The sequence below is a fragment of the Psychrobacter pygoscelis genome (assembly GCF_004335015.1).
GTDB classification, from domain to species: Bacteria; Pseudomonadota; Gammaproteobacteria; order Pseudomonadales; family Moraxellaceae; genus Psychrobacter; species Psychrobacter pygoscelis.
Genome location: NZ_RQRU01000005.1, coordinates 42,183 through 58,653 on the forward strand (window position 1 = coordinate 42,183; position 16,471 = coordinate 58,653).

Genomic DNA, 16,471 nt, shown 5'->3' on the forward strand with positions numbered 1-16,471 from the left:
TATAAAACTGAATGCGCGGCATGAGAGCAGCGAAGACTTAACGATTATATAACGCTAGGGGGTTTATGTGTGCGCTCGCGCAGATTTTCAAGGGCATTATTATTGTTGTGGCTATCAGTAGTGGTAATCTGTAATAAGATTATAAATAATGATTATGCTGCTGTTTTCAGACTAAAGTGGAATACCAGGATTGATTATTAAGGGTTCAAATTAGGGCGAGCACTGTGAAGAAATCGACTTTAACACTGGCCTATACTTTACACCGCTTAGCCTAGCTACGGCTTTCTATTGTCACTGATTAACTGTCTACTAGCACAATTTAACAGCCTAACTATTTATTAATACTATTTAACTATTATTTAATAACCGTTACTTTGATCAATATTGCTTGTAATTATTCTTTGGTTTAATGATATAGGCTATTGAAAAATTAAATTCTGTTGATAAAGTAACCTGAGGGATGATATTGCTGAGCAAGCTGGTCTTGACAATGTTATCGCTGAGTACAGTCAACCAACTATAAAACACCCTATGAGATGAGTGCCTAGTATAATCAAGCCATTTTATATTTGACATAACGTCGCTGGAATAGATTTATGCTCGCCTCAGTCACCACATGACTTCTAGCCCGTGAATTTATACCAGCTACTCTTTTACGTATCAGTTTTAAATAGAATTAACTACAATACTTTACTTGTTAGCTGCCAGATTAGCTCAAGACTACATCAGTTACTGCTAATGGCTCAGTAGTAGATTTGGTGCGGGTTAACCAGTAGGATACATTTAAAATAAGCGGACTTTACTACTCTTGAGGATAGTTAATTAATCAAAAGGACATCTTATGAAAGCTGTATTTTTGGACCGAGGTACTTTTTTGGACAGTGTTGACTTGCCAGCACCAGAAGGTATTAGCGATTATCAAGTATTTGAAGCCACGCCGCAAGAGGATGACATTATTATCGAGCGCTGCCAAGATGCCGATATCCTCATTACCAATAAAGTTAAGATTACCCGTAGCATTATTGAGCAGCTACCCAATCTCAAACTCATCCAACTCACAGCGACTGGGATGAACAATGTCGACAAAGACGCTTGTGAGGCACAAGACATCACTGTCTATAATGTCGCAGGTTACGCGGTAAAAAGCGTGCCTGAACATACCTTTATGCTGATGCTTAACGCTATGCGTGCTGGACTGTACTACCATAATAAGGTCGTGGATGGCAGCTGGCAACGAGACGGTAAATTTTGCTTGTTGGACATTCCGCTAATAGATTTAGAAGGTAAGACGCTAGGCATCATTGGTATCGGTACGATAGGCAAAAGGGTTAGCGAAATCGCCCAAGCCTTTGGTATGAATGTACTGTGGGCAGAGCACCAAGGTCGCGAGCCGCGAGACAGCGACTACACAGCTTTTGATGAAGTATTGGCGCGCTCAGAGGTGATTAGTCTGCATTGCCCACTGACTGAGGCGACTGAACATCTTATTAACGCTGAGACCTTAAGTCAGATGCAGCAGCAGCCTATCATCGTCAATGCGGCGCGCGGCGCTATCGTCGATAGCCAAGCGCTGGTAGATGCCATTAATGATGAGCAAATCCTAGGCTATGCGACCGATGTATTCGAACAAGAGCCTATCGCAGAGGATGATCCGCTACTTAGCATTAGCGACCATCCCCGTGTGGTATTTAGTCCACATAACGCTTGGGGCAGCGTTGCCGCTCAAGAGAAACTGTGGAAGATATTAAGCAAGCAAGTGAGTGAATTTATTACAAAAAGCTAGATTCAGTATTTAAGTCAAACCAGTCAATCACTTTACGCTCAGCGCTCAAAGCTGAGCCACTCATCATTAATGCTACGATATTTCAGCATGATTCTATCGGTCAAATAGTTATTGGTGACCAGCCATGGATAGCGGTCACCTTGTTTGGGCAATGTATCCTTAGCCCGCTGGATATAGCCAGCACTTAGTGCCCCCATGATGGTATCAGGCTGACGCTTGACTGACTCGCCTGAGCTAGACTGTGCTTGGGCGGTGACTACATGGTAGCCATGACTGTGCATATAGTGCAAGAGTCGCTGCACATAGTCGCAGGCCAGATCAATCTTTAGCGTCCAAGAGGCATTAGTGTAGCCAAACAGCATGGCCATGTTGGGCACATCTTCGATTAGTACAGCCTTATAAGTCATACGCTCGCCCACCGCAACTGCTTCACCATCAATACTGACCGTAGCGCCGCCTAACATCTGAAGGTTAAGGCCGGTCGCCGTGACGACAATATCTGCTTCAAGATATTTGCCTGACTTAAGCTTAATTCCTGACTCGGTAAAACGCTCAATCTCATCTGTTACGATCGCCGCTCGATCTGACTGTAGCGCTGCAAATAGATCCCCGTCAGGCACGGCGCAAAGGCGCTCATCCCAAGGGTTATAGTCCGGCGTGAAGTGTGTCAATGAGACGCCACTGCCCTTAAGCTCTTGCTTTACCTTATGAGTCAGTATCGACTTCATAACTTTTGGCGCTGCCTTTGAAAATTGGTACAACCCCTGCTGGGTAAGAATATTCTTCCAGCGTACTAGGGTATAAGCACTTTGCTGACTCATATTTAGCCGCTGCGTCAGGATATCAACGCCATCATCGGTACTGGGTACAGTAGCGATATAGCTTGGCGAGCGCTGTAGCATTGTGACATGCGCTACCCTCTGACCGTCTTTGTCAGCCACTAACGCAGGCATTAAAGTTACTGCCGTCGCGCCGCTACCAATAATGACGACTTTTTTGTCATGATAATTGGTATCTTCTTGCCAATGCTGCGGATGGATAATCTGACCCTGAAAGTCATCTTGACCCTTAAAGGTAGGCTCGTAACCGTTGTCATAATCATAATAGCCGGTAGCACCAATGACGAAGTTCGCGGTTAATTTTTGCTCAAGTCCAGTCTCACGGCTTATTAGTGTCGCCGTCCAGACCTTTTCATGGCTGCTCCATGCCAGATGCTGCACTTCGGTGTAAAAGCGAATGCTCGACTCTATCTGCGCCTCCTGCGCCGTCTGTTTAATATACTGCTTAATCGACTCGCCATCCGTTAAAGTCTTCTTACCTAGCCAAGGGCGATTGGCAAAGCCAAAGGTAAACATATCAGAGTCCGAGCGAATGCCCGGGTACTTGAATAAGTCCCACGTCCCGCCTAAGTCCGCGCGCTTCTCGACGACGATGAACTTTTTATTACGCCCTTTACGCTGACTCGCTAGTTGCTGGCTATCCGACTGCTGCAGGTGGCAGGCCATATCAATGCCAGAGACACCAGCACCAATAATGAGCACCTCATAATCAGCAATAGGTCGCGGTGAAGTCGGTTTCGCCTGAGCCTGAGATTGAGATTGCTGCTCAGAACCAAGACGCTGTTTGACACGCGCTAAGGTTTGCGGCAGTTCAACCAAACGCTCTCGGACTTTAAGATAAGTCTGCGTAGGTAATTGTGGAAGTAGCATAATTTCGTCCTTGAAAATTGCCTAAAGAAGCTATGAGATGAGCAGTATGATGGGATAAGTGCAACCTCCCTCTAAAGTGTCGTAAACATTTAAGATAGAGTGAGTAGTACTGTAATTAAGTAAAACTGTAATTAAGTAAAACTGTAATTAAGTAAAATTGCAGCGAAGTACACTACTCTAATATACGCGTCCTTGTTATGCCTGTCATCCTATACTGCTCTGACCTTAAAAAGGTACTGGACTTTGCCACTCCATCCAGCCATTCATTACCGGATGTTTAAGCCTTAGCGAATGCGCGTGCAGGCACAGTCTAGGCGCAAGAGCCAGAGCTGTATCCTCAGCATAGATAGGATCACCAATGATGACATGGCCGATATGAGTCATGTGCACCCGCAACTGATGGCTGCGCCCTGTCACTGGATATAGCGCCACTCGAGTCACCGCTTGCCCTTGACGCAATTCATGATGCAAGACTTCATATTTGGTTAATGCGCGCTTTTTCCACTCCGGATCTGTGATATGGCGCGGCTTTAGCGTCGGCTCGTAGCGAACCGGAATATCAATCTCGCCTTTTTTACCGTTAGTCGCTAGTGAGCCCATCACCACAGCTTGGTACTGCTTTTGCGGCAATCGATCAATAAACTGCTTACTGATATGCGACTGCGCAGCTTTATTTTTACCAAAAATCATAATGCCGGAAGTATCCATATCCAAGCGATGGATCAGCTTCACCTCGGGATTAACCCCTTCAAGCCGAGACAGTAGACTTACTTTTAGAGTTTTACCATCGACACTCAGCAACCCTGCAGGCTTATCTACTACCCAAATATCGTCGTCTTCGTAGACGGTAATTGACTGGGCAAAGTCGGTGAAAAAATCTTTAGGGCGCTGTTGTTCCAGCTGGTTAAGCTCATCGATATAGGTTTGCGATATGGCCATAAGTCTCTTTACATCAGTGTTGAAATATGTTGCGATTTATTATTCAAATATTAATTGTTGGTCAATTTAACGGGGCCGCATCTGTCAATCTTAACGAATCGTGCTAAGATAACGCCACATTTGCCACCTATATAAGTGAGTACTTTATGACGGATAAAATTGTTAATACTACAGATGCTAAATTTGATGAAGACGTATTACAGTCTGATTTACCTGTATTGGTCGACTTTTGGGCAGCCTGGTGTGGTCCTTGTAAAGCGATTGCCCCTATTTTAGAAGATTTAGCCAACGAATACGATGGAAAAGTAAAAATTGTCAAAGTCGATGTCGATAGCAACCCACAAGCTGCTAGCCGCTTTGGTATTCGCAATATTCCTACCCTTTTCGTCTTTAAAGGTGGCGAGAAGGTCGATGCAGTTATGGGCCTTCAACCAAAAGCAGAACTGGCTAAAGTATTGGATAAGCACATCTAACAGGATAATATCGCCACTATATCTTTAAGCCCAGCCATTGTTATTAATAGCAATGGCTTTTTTTAGTTCGATTATAATTTGTAATACCTTTGCTTAATAAGTATCATCAACTTTATTCACGTTTTTTTACAAAAATTATTGACAACATAGCCTGTAAAACCGTATAGTCTGCTGACAAGAGAAACTTATAAGTTTTCCTAGGCGCTCTAAGCACCATGCAGCCGCTGTTCTCCTCTGTGTTTGTCAACACAAAACAGATTCTAATAACAGATAATTTGCGTTCTTTCCTAGACTCTGTAGTAGCGTTAGATTGCTAACTTTGATGATTTATCATTGATTTTATATGATCTTACTACTCGTGAGATCGACCCCTTATAAATCCCTGTTAGCACGCTATGGCTATTCACTCTCTATGTCGTGGGCTGCCCTACCTATTGCAGTTCTCACCCGATAATTTGCTAATGACTTATCTATGAATTTAACTGAATTAAAGAAAAAATCTGTCTCTGAGCTTTTGGCCATTGCCGAGGAAATGGGTCTTGAAAATATGGCGCGAAGCCGAAAACAAGACATCATTTTTGCAATCCTTAAGACCCACGCCCGAAATGGCGAAGCCATCTACGGTGATGGCGTCTTAGAGGTACTACCCGATGGCTTTGGCTTTTTGCGCTCCTCAGAAGGCTCTTATCTAGCTGGACCTGATGATATCTATGTTAGCCCAAGTCAGATCCGGCGCTTTAGCCTCAAGACAGGCGATAGTATCGCTGGCACTATTCGACCACCAAAAGACTCTGAGCGCTACTTTGCGCTACTGAAAGTGGGCGAGATTAACTTTGACACCCCAGATCGCTCACGTCATAAGCTTATCTTTGAAAACCTCACTCCGCTATTCCCTACTGAGCAGTTAAAGTTAGAGAGCGGTAACGGTACTACAGAGGATTTGACAGGCCGAATTATTGATCTTATTGCGCCTATTGGTAAGGGTCAACGCTCAATCATCGTAGCGCCACCTAAAGCTGGTAAGACGGTCTTGCTACAGACTATCGCACAGGCCATTACCCGCAATAATCCTGAATGCTATCTGATTGTCTTATTGATTGATGAGCGTCCAGAAGAAGTGACGGAGATGCAGCGTACCGTCCGCGGTGAAGTGGTTGCCTCGACTTTTGATGAGCCACCTCAACGTCATGTTCAAGTGGCCGAGATGGTGATCGAAAAAGCCAAACGCTTGGTGGAACACAAGCAAGACGTCGTAATCTTATTGGATTCGATTACTCGTCTGGCGCGCGCTTACAACACAGTGATTCCCTCATCAGGTAAGGTATTGACCGGTGGTGTCGATGCCAATGCACTTGGCCAACCAAAACGCTTCTTTGGTGCAGCGCGAAATATCGAAGAAGGTGGCAGTCTGACGATTATCTCAACCGCCTTGATTGATACTGGTAGTAAGATGGATAGCGTCATCTTTGAAGAATTCAAAGGCACGGGTAACCAAGAGATTACTCTAGAGCGCGACTTAGCAGAAAAGCGTGTGTTCCCAGCGATCAATATCAAGCGCTCAGGCACTCGCCGCGAAGAGCGACTATTGGATGAAGATACCCTGCGTAAAGTATGGATTCTGCGCAAATTACTTCAGCCAATGGATGAGGTTCAGGCCACTGAATTCTTACTTGACCGTTTAAAAGAAGCCAAAACCAATGATGACTTCTTTGATCAGATGAAGAGAAAATCACAAAATTAACTCTTTTTATCAGCCTAATCTCTAGCGCAGTTAATGTTACTTCTAAGATCACTTCGGTGGTCTTTTTTGTTGCCTACTTGGCTTAGTACAATAACAATAAGTACTGGACCGTCCCAGTGTGGTCAGGCTCAGCTAATGGCAAAGAACAATATCAATAAGGCGTAAAATAGATAAAGTAGATATCAGTATCAGCCAGTAATACAAGCTAACAGATATTAGCAAATACTTACTTAGACTAGCGTCTTATCTGCATCAAAGGAGTCTATCATAAAGCTGAAGTGTCTCTATCTTAGCCATATTGCCCCCTACTTTTAACCCTTGCCTTACTGGTGAATAAAAGAGTCAAATATGAGTGCTAAATTAAGGACAGGTTATTCGCCTGTCATCATTCAATGTCCATTTATAGGCCACATTATGAACTCAATCAAACACTTCGCTTTATCTTCTATAGCGGCTACTGCCTTGTTAATGAGTGCTTGCTCCACCATGAGTACCCAAGATCTCAACAATCTAAATCCTACTGCTAAAGGTGCGCTGGCTGGTGCAGCCGCAGGCGCGCTGATTGAGAGTAAAGGCAACCGTAAAGATATCGCAAAAGGCGCAGCTGTTGGCGCTGTCTTAGGTGGGGGTACTGGTTATGTCATCGATAACACCCAATAGCGCACCTTGCTGGCTATAAAATAATATTTACCCACCAACTTGATAGAATACTTGCTATCAAATACAAAAAGCCTGCAACTAGATTGCAGGCTTTGGTGCAAATTGTCAGGCAACTATATAATTCTGCATAATTCTGCTAGTGTCTAGATTGCGCCACTAAAGGTATCACAAGCTTGAATGTCACCATTTTGCAGGCCACGTTTGAACCAAGTGACACGCTGCTGACTGGTGCCATGAGTAAAGCTATCTGGTGATACTGAGCGTCCACTTGAGTGTGCCAAACGATCATCACCGATTTGACTAGCAGCATTAAGCGCTTCGTCAATATCACCCGCTTCTAAGAACTGAACCCGCTGCTGATTTCGGTTGGCCCAAACACCTGCAAAGCAGTCCGCTTGCAGCTCTTGACGCACAGACAGCTCATTACCTTGAGCTTGACTAACTTGCTGCCGCGCTTGGTTCACTTTCTGTGAAATGCCTAATAAGGTCTGGACATGGTGCCCAACCTCATGAGCAATGACATAGGCTTGAGCGAAATCACCTGCACGACCACGGTTTTCAGCATCCCCTGATCCTTGCTGATCCCCAGAAATACCAAGATTTTGCCGCATTTCAGTAAAGAAGGAAGTATCTAGATAGACGCTTTGATCCGCAGGACAATAAAAAGGCCCAGTCGCTGCAGAAGCACCACCACACGCAGAATTTATTCGGCCATTAAACAACACCAAAGTAGGCTCTTTGTAGGTTCCCCCTGCTTCTTGGAACAACTGATGCCAAACGTCTTCAGTATCAGCCATGACCGTCTTAACAAACTGCGTATCACGACTGTCATCAGTGGCTTCGGTCGTCGTACTACTCCCACCACCAGCCATTGACTGCCCTGTTTGCAGTGCCTGCATGGGATTGACGCCGAACACTAACCATAAGATTAGACCTATAATAATACCGCCAATACCACCGCCTATTGCCTTACCACCACCGCCCATTCGCACGTTGGTGCTTTGTCGTCTACCTCGCCACTTCATCTAGTGTTCACTCCCCTACTATTAATTCTCTAACAATATTCATAACTCTTGTTAAATATATATGAAACTTGATAACTTAAATAATGATTTACTGTTACTAGTCCAGTCTCAGCACATCAAGTCCAGCATCACAACTTTTGATTAAGCCCATTATCGCATACTCTTAGATAGTTATTGTGTTACATCCTTTAGCTTGGCATAACCAGTTCGCTCTAAAGGCATGTAGGTTCAGGCTTGAGGGTATAGTAAGCTGACTATAGTGTTGGATTGTCTAAGCAGCGGCCTGAGCGAGAGTGAGTGCTTAGCCTATTAGTACTGCCTATCATTTGCTAGTTTGAGGTTTAACCAACCCTTGTTAGATAAGTTAACTTAAACCAACATAAATTACTTTGTGTAACTTGCTCTTGCCCAAGTAGATTGGCAAAATAATTCTTCTCACACATGATATCCATGATTGGCATGTTTTTGTATAACCTTGTTTCTTGCTAAATTATTAATTTAATTAGATTTTTACGCAATATTTCTATTGAATTCATTAGTTTAATTGGTTGGCATAGCTTAAGTAGATACATATTTTCAGAGCTGAGATCGGTCTTACGACGATTGACTGTAATGTTACAATATATTTTATTGTTACCAAATTGTATTTGCGCTTTTCTTTGTCATAGAGATTATATAGAATACGTGCAAGCTGTGTAGCTGCAACTAATTAAATTGACCCTCGAATTTCGTTGTGTCAATTTTTCTTTTGCGGTTGCGGCATTATTTTTATTCAGGAGATAAAGTTATGAAACTTAAACTACTTGCATTATCAGGTATTATGGCTGCTTCTATGGGTCTTGCGGCTTGTGATAGCAACAAAGAAAACGCTGCTGAAGATTTAGCAGACGCTCAAGAAGAAGTACAAGACGCTCAACAAGAGCTAAACGAAGCTGCTGCTGACGGTGAAGTTGCTGTTGCTGACGCTGCTGCTGAAGTAAACGCTGCTGAAGCTCAAGTTGCTGACGCTCAGGCTACTGTAGCAGACGCTGCTGACACTACTGCTGATACTGCAGTTGTTGACACTACTGTTCCAGCTACCACTGATGCAGATACAGCAGTTGCTGTAGATACTGATCCTGCTGTTACTACTGACGCAGTAGACGCAGCTGATGAAGTTGTTGTTGTTGAAGAAGCTCAGTAATTCGCTAATAAGCTAAGAAACTGATAGTAACGGACATTGAACTTAAGATATTTACTGCTGTTTATAGATTAGCTGTTTTGATATAGATTGATATGTAAATAACCAACTTATCTCATTATAGGTAAATATCCTCAAAATATTCAATGATCTAGTTATGTCTATAAAAAAGAGAGCAACTGCTCTCTTTTTTTATGTCTGATTTTAATCTAGTTGACAATTACTAAGCTTACTAAGATTTTACTGTCTTGTGCCTACCGGCTACTTCACACCCCTTCGAATCTCAAGCAGACCACTTACCGCTAAAAAGTCCAAAAAAATTTAGACAGCTAAGACAATCTGGCTATCTACGGGCCACCTACTAAGCATCTAAACCAATGCATTAATAACGCTTGGCTAAATAAAGAGGCCGCTAGATGTAGGCAGACGCCTTAACTGAATAGATTGGCATCGACTTGCTGACGGAATTTCTGACCTGCTTTAAAGGTGACTACACGCCGCGCTGAAACGGCCACTGGTTCACCCGTCTTTGGGTTACGACCTGGGCGACTTCTTTTATCTTTAAGCTCAAAATTACCAAAGCCTGATAATTTGATAACATTACCCTCCACCAGACTTGACGACAGCTCATCAAAAAAGCTCTCTACTATGCAGCGTCCTTCTTGACGAGTAAGATGCATCTGTTGCATTAAATGTTCAATCATATCCGCTTTAGTTAATGTCTTCACAGCACACTCCTTGTAGTATAGTTATTGGTTAATAGTTATCGATAAGTCAAGTTGCCATAATATCTAAAGATAAATATCAAGTATTATTAGTGATTCTTAACTTATAACCATATCAATTGATTAAGACGCTAGCAAGTGGAATAACAAGATATTGTTCATTCTTTTCTTATTTTTCATTTGCTAGCCTGTTATAGACAACCAATAAGCTAACTGTCACGTAGTTTTGTTTGATGCTCTTCAGTTAGCGCCGCAATCACCCGATCTGTAGATTGCTTGACACTATCATCCGATAATGTCTGAGTGCTATCTTGCCAGATTAAAGCAAAAGCTAGCGAGCGCTTACCTTCTTGCATATTGTCACCTTGATAGACATCAAAAAGCCATAAATCGACCAACTGCTTCCCTGCTGCCTTACGAATAGTCGATTCAAGGGCTTGGACTTCAATATCAGCATCCACTATTAAAGCGATATCACGGCGCACTTGCGGAAACTTACTGGGTGTTGAGATTTCTGCTTGCTCACGTGCTAAGTCTAATAGAGGCTGCAAAGTCAATTGCGCCGCCCAAGTGGTCGGCAAATCTAACTGCTGCGCGGCACTTGGATGCAGCTGACCTAACCAACCGGCGTACTCATCATCAATATATAACGCTGCACTCTGACCAGGATGCAAGAAAGCTAAAGAGCTGCGTTCATAGCGAAGTCGCTCACTAGGGAACTCACTTGGGAGCAGCTGCTCCACATCGCGCTTTAGATCATAAAAGTCAAATGGACGGTTCTGGTAAGCTTGTTCCGGCCAGACATCGCCAGTAGCAATCATCGCGAGCGTTGGGGTCTGCACCAGCTCACTGACACTTTGTCCAACAAAACTTAACCCCGTCTCAAAGAAACGAATTCTTGACTGCTGGCGGTTAAGATTGTACTGAACGGACGGTAGCAAGCTTGATAGTAGTGTTCGGCGCATCACCGCTAGATCAGCTGAGATAGGATTGGCTAAGCTTAACACCTCTCCAAGCGCATCATCTTGCAACAAGGCTTCCATCTTGGGGTCAGTGAAGCTGAAGCTTACCGCTTCCATGTAGCCAGCATCCACCAAGGCAAGCTTTAGACGCAGAGTAAGATCGGCGCTATCTTCGTAGTCCATATTGACTTGTAAGTAAGGCAGCTGCACTGGAATATTGTCATAACCATAAATCCGTGCAATCTCCTCTATCAAGTCCTCAGCCAAGCTCATATCAAAGCGGTAAGAGGGGGGCACACAAGTTAAAGCAGTCTCGCCCCTTTCTACCGAAAAGCCCAACTGGGTCAAAATACGTACCATCTCATCGACTGCAATATCAATGCCCAATACATCTTTGACCTTACTAATAGGCAGGCGTATTGCTGAGCGTTCAGGTAGCGACTCGTTAGACTCTACAAGGGTAACCTGACCGGCTTTTGCACCGGCGATATCGACGATTAAGCTTGCCGCTCGTACTAATGCTTGGGCTGGCAGCTCAAAATCAACGCCACGCTCAAAGCGCTGAGAGGCGTCAGTATGCAAGCCGAAACGGCGCGCGCGTCCTGCGATACTTAATGGGGAGAAAAACGCACTCTCCAAGACGATATTAGTCGTGCAATCAGTGACGCTACTGCGCATGCCGCCCATAATACCAGCCAAGGCCAAGATGCCTTCATCGTCAGCAATGACTAGCTCATCACCTGTCAAGGTTACCGTTTGCTCGTTTAATAATGTGACACTCTCGCCTTCAGTGGCCAAGCGTACTTGAATCGTACCAACGATTTTATCAGCGTCAAAAGCATGCAGCGGCTGACCAAGCTCTAACAACACATAGTTGGTCACATCGACCAAAAAGTTGTGAGAGCGAAGCCCAGACTGAAGCAAAGCATCTTGCATCCATTTAGGAGTTTGAACACTACGGTCAATATCTAGGATTGGCTGCGCTAAATAACGAGGACAAGCCTCAGTAGCAGCGACACTGACGGATTGTTTGCTATCACTGACGGCATTGGCCGCTGTCATATCAGGTGTCGTCACCGCCAGATCATTAATAACCGCAATCTCGCGTGCTATACCGCGCACACTAAAGCAGTCGCCACGGTTGGGCGTGATCGAGATATCTAATATCTGCGCATCTAGTCCTAGATAGTCGCGAATATCTGTGCCAACTGGAACGTCCGCAGGCAGCTCAAGAAGACCATCAACCTCATCGATCAAGTCAATCTCAGAGGCACCGCATAGCATACCCTGCGACTCTACACCGCGCAGCTTACTCTTTTTGATCTTAAAGCCTTTGCCATCGTCCGTTGGTAGTACCGCACCGATAGTGGCTACTGGGGCTTTCATCCCTTCCACCACATTAGGCGCGCCGCAGACGATTTGTAATAGTTCATCAGCGCCAACATCAACCTGCGTAATGCGCAGCTTATCGGCATCAGGATGTGCCGTTACGCTTTTGACTTGACCGACGACCACGCCTTGACACGGCGCAGCTAGCGGATATTGATCATCAATCTCTAGCCCTGCCATGGTCAGTTGCTCGGCGAGCTGCTCACTGTTGTTATCTGGATTGACCCACTGACGAAGCCACTGTTCACTGATTTTCATAAGGATCTCAATACGATTACTTTTATTTAATGTCTATTAGGAGGCTACGGTTATGCTCTTAGCTTTGATATAGGCCTTACATTTAAAACGATACCTTCGACCTGCGTTAGGTATATTTTCACTAACACCACTAAGATAGTAAGAAAACCTGCCTTGATAGTTGTGGTGTTGTCGTTGGCTATGATGATTGCCTATCTCTAGCCAAATTGCTTCAAAAAGCGCACGTCATTTTGGAAGAAAAGTCGCAAGTCATCAATACCATAGTAAAGCATGGCAAAACGCTCAATCCCCATGCCAAAAGCAAAGCCGGTGAACTCTTCTGGATCTATACCGCAGTTTTTGAGTACTTGCGGATGCACCATACCGCAGCCCATCACCTCAAGCCATTTACCGTTATCTGCTAGGATATCTACCTCAGCGGATGGCTCAGTAAAAGGGAAGAACGATGGGCGAAAACGCACGGTAAGCGACTTAGCAAAGAATGCTTCTAAGAACTCATTGATTAGCCCTTTTAATTCAGCAAAGGTACTCGACTTGGTTACCATCAGTCCTTCTAACTGATGGAACATCGGTGAATGAGTCTGGTCAGAGTCGCAGCGATAGACGCGGCCTGGACAAATAATGCGAATCGGTGGCTTCCCAGCTTCCATTGTTCTAATCTGAACTGGGCTAGTATGGGTTCGCAGCAAGTAATGGGCATCAAAATAGAAAGTATCGTGCATGGCCCGCGCGGGATGATGCGAGGGTATATTCAGTGCTTCAAAATTATAATAGTCGTGCTCGACCTCAGGGCCAGTGGCGACATTGAATCCTGCCTGAACGAAGAACTGCTGCATGCGCTGCGTCGTCATAGTAATAGGGTGTAGTCGACCCTTCTCATTACCACGCGGTGGTAGCGTAATGTCAATGCGCTCACTGTCTAATTTAGCTTGAAGCGCAGCAGCTTCAAGGGCTTGTTGCTGCGCAGTTAATGCCTCTTGAATACTACTTCTCACCTCATGCAGCTTAGCACCAAAAGCTTTTTTATCATCAGCATCCAGACGTCCCAGCTGTTTAGACCAGCCAGTTAGGGCGCTTTTTTTGCCGGTCAAGCTGACACGCTGCTGCTGTAGTTCTTGGAGCGACTGGGCGCTAGTGATAAGGCGGCGAGCCGCAGCGATAAACTCATCAAAATGCGCTCCTGTCACTTCAGTTAGCGTCTCAGATAATTTTGGTAGGTCGGCGGAGACATCAGCGGCTAATTGGCTCATATAATAAATATTTCCTGATTAAAACAGAGTATTAATTGTAAAGACTTGCTCTCATATTGCAATCTTTTACCCAGTAAATTTCGCTACTTTTAGGTATTATGTACATTTGGCTATCTATTATTGGCTTTATCGATAAGATAACAATCACTATCAGCTGAGATAATACAGCAAAGGCCTATGATTCAGGGTTAATAAATCCGATAGCTATTAGTGCGTGTAGCGCAGGCAACTAACAAAAAATTATTGCTGATTCGGAGGGTTAAGCCTGCCAAAGGCTACAAAAACCTCTCCCAGTTGCCCTATATTGGTTTTAAGTTGACCGGGCTATGTCATTTAGCGCAAAAGATAGCCATAAAAAAAGCCACCTTTAAGGGCAGCTTTTTTATTTTTACGCTATTAACCAACTGGACTAACTTTACAGACCACTAGCTGATACTAATTCATCACATCTACTAGCTGCTGTATCAACCGTTACTCTAGATAATCGGTCAATAGCGTGCGCAATCATCCCTTAAGCAAGGGCAGATTTGGCTTTTTCAGTCAATGCAGCAAAGGTCGGTGCATCATGCATAGCGATATCAGCCAATACGCGGCGATCGATCTCAATGTTTGCTTTTTTAAGGCCATTGATAAAGCGGCTATAGCTTAGACCGTTTTGACGTGCACCAGCGTTAATACGGGCAATCCAAAGACGACGGAATGAGCGCTTTTTGTTGCGGCGGTCACGATAAGCATATTGACCAGCTTTAGTGACTGCTTGTACAGCAACACGATAGACGCGTGAGCGAGCGCCGTAGTAACCTTTTGCGCGTTTTAAGATTTTTTTGTGACGGCGATTTGCCTGAACACCACGTTTTACACGAGCCATAATTTACTCCTAGATTTTTTGATTGTCGCTAATTGCCAAGCCCATTACCAAAAATTAGTCGGCGTTGAGCTTAAAGCAAATAAAATAGCGACGATAAATAACGATTATCAGATTGCGAATGGATAGTAACTTAGAGGTATGGGCACATACGGCGAACCGCAGCTTTATCACACTGAGCTACCATTGTTAGGCCGCGCAATTGACGAATACGCTTAGGAGATTTTTTGGTCAAAATGTGGCTCTTATAGGCTTGCTTACGCTTAAAGCCATTTGCCGTCTTTTTGAAGCGCTTAGTAGCGCCACTTTTGCTCTTCATTTTTACTTTCATGATAACTTGCCTCTTGGTCTTTTTTACCTTAATCGCCCAATCATTTATTAGTCATATTAATCGCTTATCAGCTATAGTAATAACTAACAGCCTATCGACTAAATGGCCTTAAATAATCATGAGCTATCTTGGCAAATAAAAGGAAGAACCTGTTCGTCAAATGTATTGGTTGATTGATAGTCAAGATACTGACAAAGTGCCAGTCTATACCCTATAATCGCACCCAGTAGCTCTAATTAAATCTCTAAAATTTAAATAATGCTACTCGTAACATTTGCCTTGAGGTGGGAGGCGGTATTCTAGCAAAAAGCATCTCCCCTGCCAAGTAGGATTTAATTAATTTGAATAACTGCTTGATTGTGTGGACTAAATAAATAATGATGAATTTACTGTTAACGTTTTTTAATCAGCGCGCAAATTCGATGAATTATGCTATGATTTTATGAAATATTGACTATAAAACAATTACTGAGAATAAAATAAGCTGTTGATCAAACGTTGTATTTAGGACCTTTCAATGGCAATTACTGGGTGTAAAGGAGGTTAGGTTGTCCAATCAAGAACTTGATTTTGATGATGGGGTGTTCGTTTTTGAGACCGTTATTCGGGTTCGCAGCACTGAGATTGATGTCGGACAGTATATGACGATAGAGGCCATGACCTCAGCAATCTCTGAAGTAAGAGCGCGGTTCTTTTACTCCAAGGGAATCAAAGAGATTAATGCCGACTATCAAGGCTTAGTCGTCGATAATTTTTGCTTGAATATGCTTAGCCGAGTGCGCGCGCGTGAAGAGCTATTATTCGAAGTCGGTATTAGCAGTCTTTCTCAGGATGATGGGGTGATTGCCATAAAGGTGACACGAATGTTTGATGGCTCTCTTGTGGCCAAGGCCGCCTTGAATTTTGTCAACTACGACTACCGCTTGAATCAAGTGATTGCCCTGTCGCCATCGGTCAGAGAGGCTTTGGATCAGACGCCTTTTAGCTTATAAGCACTAAATATACTGATAAATCGTTTTTTAAATATCTGCTATGGTCCAGATAGCTTAAGTCTTGAGTAAGTCATTGCTGTAAACTGGTTAACGACTGACAGTGGTTAGCGACTGGTAGTTAGAGCTTATTAGCTAAGGCCGTTAAAGCTAGTAGCTTAATAGCAATATTACACGGCCAGTCAAAGCTTA

General features: G+C 43.9%; 14 protein-coding genes. 6 read left to right on the top strand and 8 right to left on the bottom strand.

Annotated features, from left to right (window positions below; genetic code table 11):
* Positions 1 to 841: 841 nt before the first annotated feature.
* Complete coding sequence (locus EGV92_RS10960; RefSeq protein WP_131669330.1) at positions 842 to 1,783, top strand: D-2-hydroxyacid dehydrogenase; 942 nt, start codon at positions 842 to 844, stop codon at positions 1,781 to 1,783.
* A gap of 38 nt (positions 1,784 to 1,821) precedes the next feature.
* Here the strand turns inward: EGV92_RS10960 and EGV92_RS10965 are convergent, their stop codons facing one another.
* Together EGV92_RS10965 and EGV92_RS10970 are read right to left on the bottom strand one after the other, a co-directional pair.
* On the bottom strand, positions 1,822 to 3,492 hold the full coding sequence (locus EGV92_RS10965) for a flavin-containing monooxygenase (RefSeq protein ID WP_131669331.1): 1,671 nt from the start codon (positions 3,490 to 3,492) through the stop codon (positions 1,822 to 1,824).
* A gap of 225 nt (positions 3,493 to 3,717) precedes the next feature.
* On the bottom strand, positions 3,718 to 4,431 hold the full coding sequence (locus EGV92_RS10970) for an RluA family pseudouridine synthase (RefSeq protein WP_131669332.1): 714 nt from the start codon (positions 4,429 to 4,431) through the stop codon (positions 3,718 to 3,720).
* Between the two features lie 146 nt (positions 4,432 to 4,577).
* On the opposite strand from EGV92_RS10970, the gene trxA reads away from it, so the two are divergent.
* From trxA to EGV92_RS10985, 3 genes are all read left to right on the top strand, one after another.
* On the top strand, positions 4,578 to 4,904 hold the full coding sequence (gene trxA, locus EGV92_RS10975; protein WP_131669333.1) for a thioredoxin: 327 nt from the start codon (positions 4,578 to 4,580) through the stop codon (positions 4,902 to 4,904).
* A 472-nt stretch (positions 4,905 to 5,376) separates the two neighbouring features.
* On the top strand, positions 5,377 to 6,645 hold the full coding sequence (rho, locus tag EGV92_RS10980) for a transcription termination factor Rho (protein WP_131669334.1): 1,269 nt from the start codon (positions 5,377 to 5,379) through the stop codon (positions 6,643 to 6,645).
* A gap of 348 nt (positions 6,646 to 6,993) precedes the next feature.
* Positions 6,994 to 7,305: a YMGG-like glycine zipper-containing protein gene (locus EGV92_RS10985; protein ID WP_242678707.1), complete on the top strand. Its 312-nt coding sequence runs from the start codon at positions 6,994 to 6,996 to the stop codon at positions 7,303 to 7,305.
* 143 nt (positions 7,306 to 7,448) lie between these two features.
* Here the strand turns inward: EGV92_RS10985 and ypfJ are convergent, their stop codons facing one another.
* Positions 7,449 to 8,330, bottom strand: coding sequence for a KPN_02809 family neutral zinc metallopeptidase (gene ypfJ / locus EGV92_RS10990; protein ID WP_131669335.1), 882 nt, complete (start codon positions 8,328 to 8,330; stop codon positions 7,449 to 7,451).
* Positions 8,331 to 9,117: 787 nt separating this feature from the next.
* Here ypfJ and EGV92_RS10995 point away from each other — a divergent pair.
* Entirely contained in the window at positions 9,118 to 9,513 is a 396-nt protein-coding gene (locus EGV92_RS10995; protein WP_131669336.1) for a hypothetical protein, read from the top strand.
* A 428-nt stretch (positions 9,514 to 9,941) separates the two neighbouring features.
* Here the strand turns inward: EGV92_RS10995 and EGV92_RS11000 are convergent, their stop codons facing one another.
* From EGV92_RS11000 to rpmI, 5 genes are all read right to left on the bottom strand, one after another.
* A complete protein-coding gene (locus EGV92_RS11000; protein ID WP_131669337.1) occupies positions 9,942 to 10,238 on the bottom strand; it encodes an integration host factor subunit alpha in 297 nt (98 codons plus the stop codon).
* 206 nt (positions 10,239 to 10,444) lie between these two features.
* Entirely contained in the window at positions 10,445 to 12,844 is a 2,400-nt protein-coding gene (gene pheT / locus EGV92_RS11005) for a phenylalanine--tRNA ligase subunit beta (RefSeq protein WP_131669338.1), read from the bottom strand.
* Positions 12,845 to 13,041: 197 nt separating this feature from the next.
* Positions 13,042 to 14,094 (bottom strand): phenylalanine--tRNA ligase subunit alpha, encoded by a 1,053-nt coding sequence (pheS, locus tag EGV92_RS11010; protein ID WP_131669339.1) that lies wholly within the window; start codon positions 14,092 to 14,094, stop codon positions 13,042 to 13,044.
* Between the two features lie 511 nt (positions 14,095 to 14,605).
* On the bottom strand, positions 14,606 to 14,962 hold the full coding sequence (gene rplT, locus EGV92_RS11015; RefSeq protein WP_131669340.1) for a 50S ribosomal protein L20: 357 nt from the start codon (positions 14,960 to 14,962) through the stop codon (positions 14,606 to 14,608).
* Between the two features lie 130 nt (positions 14,963 to 15,092).
* Entirely contained in the window at positions 15,093 to 15,290 is a 198-nt protein-coding gene (rpmI, locus tag EGV92_RS11020) for a 50S ribosomal protein L35 (RefSeq protein ID WP_131669341.1), read from the bottom strand.
* A 548-nt stretch (positions 15,291 to 15,838) separates the two neighbouring features.
* Here rpmI and EGV92_RS11025 point away from each other — a divergent pair.
* Complete coding sequence (locus EGV92_RS11025) at positions 15,839 to 16,282, top strand: acyl-CoA thioesterase family protein (protein WP_131669342.1); 444 nt, start codon at positions 15,839 to 15,841, stop codon at positions 16,280 to 16,282.
* Positions 16,283 to 16,471 lie beyond the last annotated feature (189 nt).